Raw genomic sequence first — 13,215 nt, 5'->3', positions numbered from 1 at the left:
GAATCCTTGACTACGTGGGGAGAGACGCCGAAGGAGTGAGCTTCGCGGTGGGAGGGGAGGCCGTGTTCGTGAGTGGCCGGGCAACGGCGCCCGTCGGCTCGCGGCCTTCGAGTACGTCGGCCACGTAGGCTGCGGCCATGCGAAAGGGGCGGGTGCGTGCCTGGGGCGAGTACCACGCGGCGTGGGGGTTGATGATCACGTTGTTGTGAGCCAGCAGAGGGTCGTCGGCGGGCGGCGGCTCCGTCGGGAGTACGTCGAGTGCCGCACCCGCCAGTCGCCCGCTCGCGAGCGCGGCGGCGAGGGCCTTGTGGTCGACGAGACCGCCGCGTGAGACGTTGACCAGGTACGCACCGGGCTTCATCGCGGCCAACGACTGAGCATCGATGATCCCTTCGGTGGCGGGCGTCAGCGGCAGGTGCAGGCTGACCACGTCCGCGGTGGCGAGCACTTCCGCGAGATCGTTGTGGCGCGTCACGGCCTGCCTGTCGAATGCGGCGGGGGATGCCGTCGGATCGTATGCCGCGACCCGCATCCCCAAGGCCGCGGCACGTTCCGCCACCGCCTGTCCGATCCTCCCGAACCCGACGAGCCCGAGCACGCTTCCGGCGGCGGTGCGCGGCCGGGCCCTCAGCACGTCCCAGTGCCCCCGCCGTACTGAGCGGTCCAGCGCGGTCACCTGGCGCAGTTGACCGAGGACGAAGGCCACGGTGTGCTCGGCGACCTCGTCCGTGCAGTAGCCCGCGCTGGTGGTCACCCAGGCTCCGGCGGCCGTGACCGCATCGAGGGGAATGTGGTCGTAGCCGGTCGCGGTGACCGCGACGATCCGCAGGTCGGGCAGGGCTGCCACCTGCTGTGCGGTCAGAGCGGTCTTCGGGCCCGGCAGCAGGGCGACGATGCCGGGGCCGCTGGGCACACGCTCGGCCCGGCTCACTTCCACCGGCAGGCCGTGCAGTTCCTCGGCCACGTCCTTGAGATCGCCGAACGAGTCGAGAAGTACGACGCGCGGCAGCGCGCCCGCGGGCGTCCGGTCGGGGCTGTGCGAGGTCATATCCGGTCTTCTCGAGGTCGCGGGTGACTGAGGAGGGCCACCAGTGTGCGGGTGTCGTCGAGCCTTTCGAGGCGGCCGACGGCGTCGGCCACCGCCTCGGTCCGTGCCGAGGGCAGGGTGCGGGAGGCGAGCTCGTGGAACTTGGCGGTGACGGCGTGGCCGTCGAGGGGATTGGTCGCGGAGCCGCGGGGGTCGGTCACCTGCTTCTGGTGCACCGTCCCGGCCCGGGTGGTGAGGGTGACGACGGGCTCCGTGTCGCGGCCCATCGACGGATCGACCTCCAGCACGATCCGTTCCAGAACGGAACTCACGCGTGGGGAGCGCCGGTTCTCCGCGTCGTAGGCGTCGAGGCCCGCGCCTCCGAGTGCGATGCGTGCCGCGATCGCGTACGGCAGGCTCAGTTGCGCCGCGGGCAACGTCGCGACGTCGGTGCCGCCGCACATCCCGTTGATGGCGGGATCGAGCCGCACGTGGATACCGGCCACGTCGTCGGCGCTGAGGCGGTGGGTGTCGAGGATCTCGCCCACGGCGTCGATCGAGGAGTGGGTGGAGCGGCAGGAGGCGTAAGGCTTCAGCGAGCAGCGGGAGATCCGCCATTCCCGGCCCAGGCCGGCAGTGAGCGCGGCGGGGTCGGCGCTGGTGGGCGCAAGCGTGTGCAGGAAGCCGCCCCAGACGTCGCCGAACACCTGAGCGGGCCCGGTGACGCCGTGCGCCGCGAGCAGGGCTGCGGTGACCCCGGCCTCGGCCGCCCGTCCCGCGTGCAGCCGTTTGCTCATGGCGCCGTCGTGCACGAACGCCCAGATGCCGCCGCTGAAGCTGCCGGCCAGGGCGAGCGCGTGCGCCGTCTGCTCCACCCCGAGACCGAGGGCGGCGGAAGCGGCAGCGGCGGCGCCGAACGGTCCGCAGGTCCCGGTGGAGTGCCAGCCCGCCTCGTTGTGCGGCCAGTAGCCGCCGCACGCTTCCAGCACTCTGCGGGCCACGTCGTAGCCGACGACGACCGCGGTGAGAAGGTCCGCTCCGGACACCGGAGCGGGTGTGGCGGCGAGGGCCGCGAGTGCGGCGGGCACGACGACGGCGCCCGAGTGGTCGCAGCCGCCCGCGTCGTCCAGTTCGAGGGCGTGCGCGGACACACCGTTGACCAGGGCCGCGCCACGCGGGGACAGCGTGATCCCGGTGCCCCACACGCAGGCGTCGGCGCCGGACTCGGTGGCGGTGAGCATGCGCAGCAGAGCAGTGGTCTCGGTGCTGTCCGCACCGGCCAGGGCGGCCCCGAGCGTGTCCAGGAGGTGATGCCTGGCCTTGTCGACGACGGCTGCGGGCAGGTCGTCGAACCGGGTGGTGGTGGTGAAGCGCGCCAGCGCGGCGAGAGCGTCGCTCGCGCGGAGCGGGTCCTTGGCTTCTGCCGTGACCGTCATGAAGTTCCTTGCGTGAGGCGTGCGAACACGTCGGCGGGGTGGTCGGGTTCGTTGCCCTTGTGGGTGGCCGACCACCAGTCGGCGACCTCGCCCGCCGTGGCGATCCATACGTCGTCATGGCCGCGGATGTGCGTGAGCAGCTCGCGGACCAGGGCGATCCGTCCGGGGGTGCCGGTGACTTCGGGTTGCAGCCGCAGGACGTAGCAGAGGCCGAAGCGGCGGTAGGCGGCGAACTCGGTGGTCCAGTTGCCCAGTACCTCGCGGTAGGAGGCGATCCGCGACTGTCCGGCGGGGAAGGCCGGGTCCAGGTTGAAGAAGAAGTAGGGGTGGTCCTCCAGCTCGTGGTGGACCGGGATCTCGACCAGCCGCCGCGAGGCTCCGGCTCCGGCCGGGTGGAGATGGGGAAGGTCGTCCCCTCGCAGGGAGGAGGACCAGGTGAAGCCCATCTGTACGAGCGCGTCGGGCAGCCCGGGGGCCCATTCGCCTTCGGGGATGCGGAATCCTCTGGGGCGGTGCCCGACAACCTCGGCGAGGGCGTCGCTGCCGCGCTCGATGACCGCGCGCTGGCCCGCCAGGTCGAGCAGGTCGAAGTTCTCGTGAGCGTGGCCGTGGTTGGCGATCTCATGACCGGCTCGCGCGATCTGCCGGACCAGGCCGGGCCGGTTCTCGGCCTGGCGGCCGGGCACGAACCAGGTGGTGCGTACGCCCAGGTCGCCGAAGGTCCGCAGCAGCCGGTCGACGCCGCGCGTGGCGCCGTAACGCCCCACCGAGAGCGTCTTGGCCCGCCGGGCGATGTCCGGGGACGAGGCGAGCAGGGGCAGTTCGGCGTCGAAGTCGACGCTGACCACGACCGCGCAGCGGGCGCCGCCGGGCCAGCGGACTGCCGGGGACATCGGTTCAGACATCGCGACCGGCCCCCTGCAGAGCGGTGGACACGGCCGGGCGCGACCACCACTCGGCCACCTCGCCACAGGTGGCGAACCAGACGTCGCCGCTGGAGCGCATGTGCCCGAGGAGACGTTCGAGCAGCAGCAGACGGCCGGGCTTCCCGGAGACCTTCGGATGGAACAGGGTGGTCATGCACAGCCCCTCGGCGTGGTGGCCGTCGAACTCGCGCATCCAGTTGTCGAGCGTCAACTCGTAGCTGGCGATGCGATCCTGACCGGCCGGATAGTCCGGGTTGCGGGTGTAGGCGAGGGAGGCGTAGTCGTCCAGGTCCCAGCGGGCCGGGATCTCCACCAGCGAAGTGGCCCTACCGTCGATCTCGTGCAGGTAGGGGCGGTCGTCGCCGCGCATGGAGCTGGAGTAGGCGAACCCCGCCTCCACCAGCAGCCGGGGCGTTTCGGGATGCCAGTCGCCGGAGGGCGTACGGAAGCCGACCGCGGGGGCGCCGAGCACCTCGCGGAAGATCTGCTGGCTGCGGGAGATCACCTCGGCCTGCTGGTCGGGCTCCAGGTCCCAGTAGCGCTCGTGCTGATAGCCGTGGTGGGCCATCTCGTGGCCGCGTTCCACCACCGCGCGGCATGCCTCGGGCCAGGTCTCGACGACCCATGCCGGGGTGAAGAACGTCGCCGGGACGCCGGCCTCGTCGAGCAGGTCCAGAATCCGGGGCAGCGCCCGGTACGGCCCGTAGGCGCCCAGTGCGAAGTAGCTGGGCTTGCGCCAGAGGGAGCCGTTGAGCATCGCGTCGCCCGTGGGCCCGTCGAGGTCGAAGGCGAGCGCGACCGCGCTCTGGTGGCTGGCGGGCCAGAAGCCCTCCGCGGCGTCGGGGCCGGTTGTGGTCACACGTGGTCCTGGGGGGAAGAGGGAACGGTCGGGGAGGCTGCGGCGCGGCGGGGTCCCGTGTGACGGAACCCCGCGTCGTCCGGTCAGCCCTTGCTCCCGTTCAGGGCCGGGGTGATGATGGCGTACTTCATGCCGTTCGTGGTGAGGATCCGCTTGTAAGTGCCGTTCTTCACCAGGGCGTTCATGGCCTTGAGGACGGCGCCGGACATGTTGGAGTCGCCCTTCTTCATGACGATTCCGAAAGGCGTCGACTTCAGGGGTGACAGGACCGGCTCGTACTTGCTGGGGTCCTGCTTCTCGAAGTACGCCAGGTTCTCGGCGCCCTGGATCGCGAGGTCGGCTCGTCCCTGTTCCAGCTGGAGACGGGCCGCGGAGCCCGAGTCGGTCGGCAGCAGCTCGATCGCGGCCTTGCCCGCGCCGGAACAGTTCTTCTTGTCGAAGTCCTGTGCCTGCTGGTAGTAGTCCGTCTTCTTGCTGACCGCCAGTGTCTTGCCGCAGGCGTCGGAGGGCTGGGTGTACTTGGCCGTGTTGCTCTGGAGGGTGTAGAAGCGGCCCTGGGAGCCGAAGTAGTCGATGAAGTCGACGGTCTTCTGACGTTCGACGGTGTCGGACAGCCCCGACATGACAAGGTCGACCCGGCCGGTCTGCACGGAGTTGAGCAGCTGGTCGAAGGACTGCTGGACGATCTGAACCTTCACGCCGAGCTGCTTGGCAAGTGCGTTCACGAGCTCCACGTCGACGCCGACGACGTTCTTGGTCTTCTCGTCGATGTACTCCATCGGCGGGAAGTCCGGGGACATGCCCACCCGCAGTGTGCCGGACTGGGCCACGGCGGCGGGCAGTCCGTTCTTCGAGGCCTTGTCACTGGCGGCATCGCCGGTGCCGCAGGCGGAGGCGAGCAGGACGGTGCCCACCGCGAGCAGGGGCAGGGGCTTGAGGGCGCGGGCGAATCGGGACATGGCGGCACTCCTAAGGGGGACGAGCGGAGATGAGGGCGGGGCGGGTGACACGCGGGCCACGCTGACCGGCGTTGGCCAGGGATCGCGGGAGGGGACTACAGGACCCGTGACAGGAACGTCCTGGTGCGCGCGTGGCGCGGGGAGTCGAGCACATCGGCGGGGCTGCCGATCTCCAGGATCCGGCCGCCGTCCATGAAGGCGACGCGGTCGGCGACTTCGCGGGCGAAGCCGATCTCGTGGGTGACGACGATCATGGTGAGCCCGCTGTCGGCCAGGTCCTTCATCACGGTGAGGACCTCTCCGACGAGTTCGGGGTCGAGCGCGGAGGTGGGCTCGTCGAAGAGCATCAGCTGGGGTTCCATCGCCAGGGCACGGGCGATGGCTACGCGCTGCTGCTGTCCGCCGGAGAGCTGGCGGGGGTAGGCATCGAGCTTGTCGCCGAGGCCCACGCGCTCCAGGAGCCGGGTGCCTCGTTCCTTGGCGGATTTCGGGTTCTCGCGGTTGACCTGCACCGGACCCTCGATGACGTTCTGCAGGGCGGTGCGGTGCGGGAAGAGGTTGAACCGCTGGAAGACCATGCCCATGGCGCGGCGCTGGCGGACGATCTCACGCTCGGGCCGTTCGACGAGCCTGGCACCCTGCTGGCGATAACCGATGGTCTCGTCGCCCAGCCAGATCCGGCCGGAGTGGATCGTCTCCAGATGGTTGATGCAGCGCAGGAAGGTGCTCTTGCCCGAGCCCGAGGGGCCGAGCAGGCATAGCACCTCACCGCGTGCGACGTCGAGGTCGATGCCCCGCAGCACATGGTGGTCGCCGAAGTACTTGTGGACTGCTTCGGCGCGCACGAGAGGAGAGGAGGTCGTCGAAGTGGTCGTTGAAGCGGTCGTCGAAGTGGTCATCGCAGCACTGGCTTTCGTCCGGTGGCGGCGCGCAGCCGCTGCAGGGGGGTCGGGGGCAGCGGGCGCGAGGAGCCCTTGGCGAAGTGCCGTTCGACGTAGAACTGGGCCACGCTCAGGACCGAGACCGCCGCCAGATACCAGACGGCGCAGACGATCAGCAGCTCCATGATCCGGTTGTTGACGTAGTAGGCGTGCTGGGCCTCCAGGAGGATCTCCGTCACGCCCACCGCGGAGGCCAGCGACGTGGTCTTGAGCATGCCGATGGTCTCGTTGCCGATCGGCGGCACGATGACCCGCATGGCCTGCGGCAGAACGACCCGGTACATGGTCCTGAGACGGCCCATCCCGATGGCGTACGCGGCCTCCACCTGCCCCTCGTCCACGGAGAGGATGCCGGCCCGGACGACCTCGGAGGTGTACGCGCCCTGGTTGATGCCCAGGCCCAGGGCGGCGGCTACGAACGGCGTCATGACCTCGACGGTCCGGGCGCTGTAGATGCCGGGTATCGACACCATCGGAAAGACCAGGGCCAGGTTGAACCACAACAGCAACTGGAGATACACCGGTGTGCCGCGGAACACCCACACGTAGAACCAGGCGACGCCGCTGGTGATCGGGTTCTTCGACAGCCGCATGACCGCGATGAGCACCCCGAGGACGACGCCCAGCAGCATGGCGACCAGGGTGAGCAGGAGGGTCATCCCCAGACCCTGGATGAGGAATCCGGCGCCGAGATAATGGCGTACGACGCCCCAGTCGATCTGCGCCCCGGCGAACGAGTCGATCAGGAAGGCGGCGACCAAGAGAACGGCGACGGCGCCGGCCCAGCGCCCGGGATGCTTGCGGGACTCGGTGAGCAACTCCTCGGCGACGAGGGGTGGATCGGTGCTGCTGGCGGCCTTGGCGGCGGATGTGCCGGGCATACGAAGCTCCTCACGGCGCGGTCCGGAGGCTGGACCGGGGACGGGGGCGGGGGAGTGGCTGGGGGAGAGGGCGAGGTCAGGCGCGCGGACCGTCGTACACGGCGGCCCAGTCTCGGTGCGCGCGGATCCGCTCGGCGAACTCGTCGATCTGCTCGACGACTCGCGCGGGGGAGGTTCCGCCGCGGCTCGAACGTGCGGCCAGGGCTGCCTCGACGGTCAGGACCGAGCGCACCTCGGGGGTGAGCCGGGGATCGACGGCCGCGAGCTCCTCGTCACCGACGTCGGGGAGGTCGACGCCTAGATCCTCGCAGCGCCGTACCACGGCTCCGGTGATCTCATGGGCGTCCTGGAAGGGCACGCCGCGCAGCGCGAGCCAGTCGGCCATCTCGGTGGCCAGCGTGAAGCCCGCGGTGGCCTGGGCACGCATCTCGGCGGTGTTCACCGTGAGCGTGCGGATCAGGCCCGACATGGCGGGCAGCACGGTCAGCAGCGTGTCGACGCCGTCCATGGCCGCGCGCTTGTCTTCGGCGAGATCACGGTTGTAGGCGAGCGGCAGGCCCTTCAACGCACCCAGCAGACCCGTCAGATTGCCCAGCAGCCGGCCGGCCTTGCCACGAGCCAGTTCGGCGATGTCCGGGTTCTTCTTCTGAGGCATGATTGACGACCCCGTGGCAAACCGGTCGTCCAGCTCCACCCAGCGGAACTGCCGCGAGGCCCACAGACAGACCTCCTCCGCGAGCCGCGAGACGTCGACGGCGAGCATCGAGGCGGCGAACGCGAACTCGGCGACGTGGTCCCGGGCGGCCACCGCGTCGAGCGAGTTGCGGCACACACGGTCGTAGCCCAGCTCCGTGGCGGCGAGCTCCGGATGCCGGGCCACGGCGGATCCGGCCAGCGCGGCCGCCCCGAGGGGCGACTGCGCCGCGCGCCGGTCCCAGTCCCGTAGACGATCCGCGTCCCGGTCCAGCGCGTGTGCGTGGGCGAGGAGTTGGTGCCCGAAGACGACGGGCTGGGCGGGCTGCAGGTGGGTGAAGCCCGGCGCGGGAGTGTGCGTGTGCTCGGCCGCCTGCCCGAGCAGTGCCTCGATGAGGTCGACGGTGGCCTGGACGACCGTGCGCGCCTTGTCCCGCAGATACAGGCGCAGGTCGTTGGCCGCCTGGTCGTTCCGGGAGCGGCCGGCCCTCAGCTTGCCGCCCAGCGGCCCGAGGCGTTCCGTGAGTACCCTTTCGAGGAACGTGTGCACGTCCTCGTCATCCGGCGAGGGTACGACCGCGCCTGCGCGGTAGTCCGCGTCAAGCCGGTCGATGGCGGTGAGGACCGCGGCGAGCTCGGTCTCGTCCAGAATCCCCGCACGCCGCAGCTCGCGTGCGTGCGCCCGGGAGCCGGCGAGGTCGTAGGGAGCCATGTCGAAGTAGCCGGGCTCCGAGCGGGAGAGCTTGGCGAGAGCCGGATCAGAGGCCTCACGGAAGCGACCGCCCCACAGCTTGGTCGTCGTACTGGTCACAGAACACCTTTTCGTTCGCACGCCCGCCACCAGGATCATGTCGGATCGTCGGACAATGTTGGCGAGATGTGCCCCTGGGCGTCAATGGATCGTCCGACATTCGGACAATATTCTGCGCTAGATTAAGTCCATGGAATCGATCAACCTCGACCGCTCCAGCGTTGTCGAGCAGGTGGCGGGGGCGCTGCGGGAGCAGATGTTCGACGGACGCTTGAAGCCCGGCACGGCCCTGCGTGAAGGCGGGCTCGTGGAGAGCCTCAACGTGTCACGGAGCACCGTGCGGGAGGCGCTGCAGCTTCTGATCGGTGAGGGGCTGGCCGTCCGCGAGCCCAACAAGGGGGTCCTGGTCCGGCAGCTCAGCGAGGCCGAGGTGGAGGACATCTTCCGAGCCCGGCGCATCCTGGAGCTGTCCGGGGTGCGTGCGGTGGTGAATGCCAGTCGCAGGGATCTCACGACCCTGAGTGGCAGGCTTGAGGAGTACGAGGCGGCCGTCAGGGAAGGGAGGGCGGTCGAGATCTCCCGGACCCATATGCAGTTCCATGTGGCCATCGTCGGACTCCTCGGCAGTCCACGGCTCACGGAGGTCGCCAGGTCGCTCCTCGCGGAGCTGCAGCTGGCCATCTCGTCCGTGGACCGTTCGAGCGACGACCTGCCGGAGATGCTGCAAGTGCACCGGAAGATCGCGGAGCTGATCAGGAAGGCCAAGGTCGAAGAGGCGACCCAACTCCTCGATCAGCACCTTTCCAACGCCAAGGCATTCGTGCCGGCGTCGCCCTGAACCTGATCCGGAACATTATGTACCGTTTGTTTCGATCATGCTGCGTGCTCGAGCCGGGAAAGTTTCGGCAGCTGCTGGTTGGCGCTTGTGACTACGGCCACCCAGCGCTCGGCTTCGACGTCAAGGCCGATCGAGTCGTTCTCCTCGCGGACCCGCAGGTCAGGTGACTGAGGCCGACGGCTGCGGTTCGTAGAAGGTCCCGTCACGGAGCATCGCGAACAGCATGTCGGCCCTGCGTCTTCGCCGTCGATGGCCCGCAGCGTGTGGGGCATTGCGCGGGCGGCGTCGGCGATGATGAATGCGTCCTTCGTGTCCGTCTTGGCCTCGCCGGGGTAGAGGTCGGCGATCCGCCGCATTGTCAGGCCGGGCAGGTAGGCGACCGGGCAGCCCATGTCGCGGGCGACGGCCAGCGGCAGGGCCCCGATCGAGGCCGGCTGATCCACCACGACCAGCACCGTTCCGTGCTTGGCCTGGAGTTTCGCGAAGAGCTCGCGGAGCTTGGGTTCGGTGTTGGGCAGGCGCTTGGCGAACGCCTTCTTCCCGGCCGGTGTCACGGCGGTGGCGTGGTGTTCGCCCTTGCCGCCGCAGGACCTGCACGGCCGGCAGCTGCCGCAGCCAGTCCGGCGCATCAGGCCGATGGACCGCCTCCAGCAGGGCGAAGCCGTCCGATCCGACCTGCACCGCGAACGCCCCGCGCTCCACATCGCCTTTCGGCAGCCGGTAGGAGTCCGCGCGCTGTCCGTAGCGCTTCTGCCAGGACACATCCGCGATCCGGGCCGCGCGCAACCAGTCACCGGCGGCGACCGCCAGGGCCTCGAGCGCGCAGCGCAAGGTCTCTGCGCAGAACTCCAGCCGGTTCACGTCCCTGTGGGCGTGGCCGAGGCGTTCCTTGATGACGACGAGTTCGACGCCCTGTTCCAGGAGCAGGTCGCGGTCGAGTGCCTCAGGTCGTGGAAACCGGATCTGTCGGAGTCCTGCTCGCACGGGCCCGCCCGGTTCAGTTCCGGCCGGCTTCGGGTCAGGTCGGCGCAACGCCGCGGGTCACTGGGATGGATCCTGCGAGAGGGCGTCGCGGAGCTGGGCCCTGGAGCGGATGCCGAGCTTGGGGAAGATCTTGTGCAGGTGGTAGCCGACCGTCCGGGGGGACAGGTAGAGCCGGGCCGCGATGTCGCGGTTGGTCAGGCCCTGCGCGGCCAGTTCGGCGATCTGCCGTTCCTGCGTGGTGAGCTCGCTCGCTGGACTCGCGGCCGTCGCCGCTTCCCCCGGGGCTCCTGCCGCCCGCAGCTCTGCGGCTGTGCGATCGGCCCAGGGCTGGGCATCGAGCCGTTGGAAGCACTCCAGTGCCGCGCCGAGGTGGGGGCGTGCCTCGGCGTTGCGGCGCCGTCGGCGCAGCCACTCCCCGAAGTCGAGTTGCGTGAGTGCCTTCTCGAAAGGCCAGCAGTCGACGGCGGGGTCGGCGAGGGCGGCACGGAAGTGGCCCTCGGCTTCCTCGGTGTCGCTCAGCAGGGCGGCGGCCCGGTGGAGGACGGCGGCCAGCCGGGGGGACCTGTCGGGTCCGAGGCGGTGCTCGACGGCGTCGACCACCGTGCGCGCATCGTCCGCCCGCCCGGAGCGGACCGCCGCGGCGGCCAGGTCGCCCAGGTAGTAGACGGAGGCGTGGTAGTGGATGGGAGCGGGCCGGAAGTCACGCGTGAACACCGCGCGCAGCTGCTCGTAGGCATCGGCATGCGCTCCCGCGACGAACGCGGCCATTCCCATGGCGTGCCGGTGCCGTACCTGAAGGCTCAGGGATTTGCGCAGGTCCACGCCCCGCACGGCCTCCATGGCCTGCGCCCGTGCGGCCGTGTGCTCGCCCCGCAGCGCGCGCAGTGTGGCCTGGAGGATGCGGGAGCCCACGGTCACGTTGTCGGCGCCCGCCTCCGTCGCCATCCAGAACGCCTCGTCCGCCGCGGCCTGGGCCGCCGTCCATGAACCGCTCTCGAACAGGGCGAGGGCGAGCGCCTGAGTGACGGTTGCGTTGGTGCCCGCGCTGCCGGCGCGCCGTAGGACGTCCATGGTCCGCCCGAGAATGCGCACGGCCTCCTCGGTCTCGTCCAGGATCCACGTCGCACCGCCGAGCGCCGTGAGATCCGCCAGCGACTCCTGTGACATGGCGGCCAGCCCGTTCTTCAGCAGCTGGATCAGCCTCGCCCGTTGGTGATGCGGATCGATGACCGCCTGAGACCAGGCGAGGGCGGCGGGATTACCGGCTTCGTCGATCAGCGCGCTGATCCGCCGCAGTTCCGTACGGTAGAACGGCGCTCCGGAGTTGTAGACGGACGTCGCAGCGGTGCTCAGTGTGCCGAGCGCCAGCTCCGGAGCCGAGGCGGCACCGGCCTCGGCGACGCCGAGCAGCAGCGCCAGCGCCTCCTCGTGGCGGAGCGTGACTCCCAGGGCCCATCCGCCAAGGAGGGAGGCCTCGGCACGCAGCCGCGGATCCTCGGTCAGGTCGCCTACGCGTGCACTGATCTCGCCGACCCACTGCGGGTGGCCGGCGAACATGGCCGCCTGTGCGGCCGCCAGCAGGCGCCGGGCGCGCAGCTCAGCTGCCGGGGTCAGTTCCGCGGCGCGCTCCAGCGCCGCCGCGGCCGCCGCGTACCCCCCCCGGGCGCCGGCGCGTTCGGCACTCTCCGCCATGGCGTCCGCGACCTCGGCGTCCTGACCCGTCGCCGCGGCGGCCAGGTGACAGGCGCGGCGGTCCGGTTCTGCGGCGAGGGCGGAAGCCAGGGCGAGATGGGCCTGCCGACGCTCGGAGAAGGAAGCCGCCTGGTAGACGGCCGAGCGGACCAGCGGATGGCGGAGCAGCACCTGGCCGTCCTCGATCCGCACCAGGCCGACGCGCTCCGCGGGGGCCAGCGCCTGGACGATGTCCAGCGACGGGGCGGCGCGCAGGAGGTCGGCCAGTTGCGCCGATCCCGCGGCGGCGACCAGAAGCAGCGCCTCACGCGTGGGCTCGGGCAGGCCGGGGAGGTCGGCGGCGAACAGGTTCTCCAGGCGCGCGGTGAGCGGAAGGGCGGCACCGCCGTCCTGACTCGTGCCGGTCCGGCCCTGGGCGAAGGCCCGGGGCAGCTCGATCAGGGCCAGCGGGTTGCCGGCGGCCTGCTGGAGGATCTGGGCGCGGGCCCAGCCACGGGGCGGGTTCGGCTGGGCGTCCAGCAGCAGCCCTGCCGCCGCCCGGCTCAGCGGGCCGACGGTCATATGCGGGAAGTCCCGGTCGAAGCGGGCCGGCACGGCCTCCTCACGGGCGGCGAGCAGTATTGTCACCGGCTTGCCCTCCAGACGCCGGGCGAGGAAACCCAGCACGTCCACCGAACCGAGGTCGAGCCACTGAGCGTCGTCCACCAGCAGGAGCAGCGGCTGGCGGGCGGCGGCGTCGCCGATGAGGGCGAGCACGCTGATGCACAACGACAGCTGGTCGAGAGCCACCTCGTCCGGCGCCACCGCCATCCCGAAGGCGCGGTCCAGGGCCTCCCGCTGCTGGGCGGGTAGCGCGTCACCGGGCAGCAGCGGATGTACGAGCTGGTGGATACCCGAGAGGCTCAGTCCGGTTTCGCCCTCGCTGCCGCGCACGCGCAGGATCCGCAGGCCGCGGGCCCGGCCCTGCTCGGCCGTCCAGTCGACGAGGGTGCTCTTGCCCGCCCCCGGCTCTCCGGTCAGCACCAGCACCTGCGGGCCGGTGCCGTCCACCGCACCGAGCAGGTCTTCGAGGCGGGACAGCTCGACAGCCCTGCCCAGGATGCCGGGATCGGCAAGATGCTCGCTACCAGCCCGCATCATGGTCGTACTCCTCCAGCCGGTGATCATGACGCTGGGAATAGTGCCACCCGACCGCACGACTGGTCATATGACAGAAGCGTCGCGACGT

At 70.5% G+C, this 13,215-nt stretch carries 10 protein-coding genes and 1 pseudogene; 1 reads left to right on the top strand and 10 read right to left on the bottom strand.

Annotated features, from left to right (window positions below; all coding sequences use genetic code 11):
* Positions 1–10: 10 nt before the first annotated feature.
* From ACH4U7_RS23150 to argH, 8 genes are all read right to left on the bottom strand, one after another.
* The gene (locus ACH4U7_RS23150; protein ID WP_398529740.1) at positions 11–1,048 is read right to left on the bottom strand and encodes a C-terminal binding protein; all 1,038 of its coding nucleotides are present in this window, start codon (positions 1,046–1,048) and stop codon (positions 11–13) included.
* Entirely contained in the window at positions 1,045–2,463 is a 1,419-nt protein-coding gene (locus ACH4U7_RS23145) for an MmgE/PrpD family protein (protein ID WP_398529739.1), read from the bottom strand. Before ACH4U7_RS23145 ends, ACH4U7_RS23150 begins: the two co-directional genes overlap by 4 nt.
* Positions 2,460–3,368: a polysaccharide deacetylase gene (locus ACH4U7_RS23140; protein ID WP_398529738.1), complete on the bottom strand. Its 909-nt coding sequence runs from the start codon at positions 3,366–3,368 to the stop codon at positions 2,460–2,462. Before ACH4U7_RS23140 ends, ACH4U7_RS23145 begins: the two co-directional genes overlap by 4 nt.
* Positions 3,361–4,248, bottom strand: coding sequence for a polysaccharide deacetylase (locus ACH4U7_RS23135; protein WP_398529737.1), 888 nt, complete (start codon positions 4,246–4,248; stop codon positions 3,361–3,363). The genes ACH4U7_RS23140 and ACH4U7_RS23135 overlap by 8 nt, the downstream gene beginning before the upstream one ends.
* Before the next feature lie 83 nt (positions 4,249–4,331).
* A complete protein-coding gene (locus ACH4U7_RS23130) occupies positions 4,332–5,207 on the bottom strand; it encodes an ABC transporter substrate-binding protein (protein WP_398529736.1) in 876 nt (291 codons plus the stop codon).
* 95 nt (positions 5,208–5,302) lie between these two features.
* A complete protein-coding gene (locus ACH4U7_RS23125) occupies positions 5,303–6,106 on the bottom strand; it encodes an amino acid ABC transporter ATP-binding protein (RefSeq protein ID WP_398529735.1) in 804 nt (267 codons plus the stop codon).
* On the bottom strand, positions 6,103–7,029 hold the full coding sequence (locus ACH4U7_RS23120; RefSeq protein ID WP_398529734.1) for an amino acid ABC transporter permease: 927 nt from the start codon (positions 7,027–7,029) through the stop codon (positions 6,103–6,105). Before ACH4U7_RS23120 ends, ACH4U7_RS23125 begins: the two co-directional genes overlap by 4 nt.
* Before the next feature lie 76 nt (positions 7,030–7,105).
* Positions 7,106–8,572, bottom strand: coding sequence for an argininosuccinate lyase (gene argH, locus ACH4U7_RS23115; RefSeq protein WP_398529733.1), 1,467 nt, complete (start codon positions 8,570–8,572; stop codon positions 7,106–7,108).
* 91 nt (positions 8,573–8,663) lie between these two features.
* Here argH and ACH4U7_RS23110 point away from each other — a divergent pair, with 91 nt between their 5' ends.
* Positions 8,664–9,311, top strand: coding sequence for a GntR family transcriptional regulator (locus ACH4U7_RS23110; RefSeq protein ID WP_398529732.1), 648 nt, complete (start codon positions 8,664–8,666; stop codon positions 9,309–9,311).
* Positions 9,312–9,547: 236 nt separating this feature from the next.
* Here ACH4U7_RS23110 and ACH4U7_RS23105 read toward each other — a convergent pair.
* Together ACH4U7_RS23105 and ACH4U7_RS23100 are read right to left on the bottom strand one after the other, a co-directional pair.
* Positions 9,548–9,940: pseudogene (locus ACH4U7_RS23105) on the bottom strand (IS110 family transposase); the annotation flags it as partial.
* A gap of 412 nt (positions 9,941–10,352) precedes the next feature.
* Positions 10,353–13,127: an AAA family ATPase gene (locus ACH4U7_RS23100; RefSeq protein ID WP_398529731.1), complete on the bottom strand. Its 2,775-nt coding sequence runs from the start codon at positions 13,125–13,127 to the stop codon at positions 10,353–10,355.
* Positions 13,128–13,215 lie beyond the last annotated feature (88 nt).

Source organism: Streptomyces sp. NPDC020845 (genome assembly GCF_044334165.1).
Lineage (GTDB): Bacteria > Actinomycetota > Actinomycetes > Streptomycetales > Streptomycetaceae > Streptomyces.
This window is presented reverse-complemented; position numbering and strand designations above follow the sequence as displayed.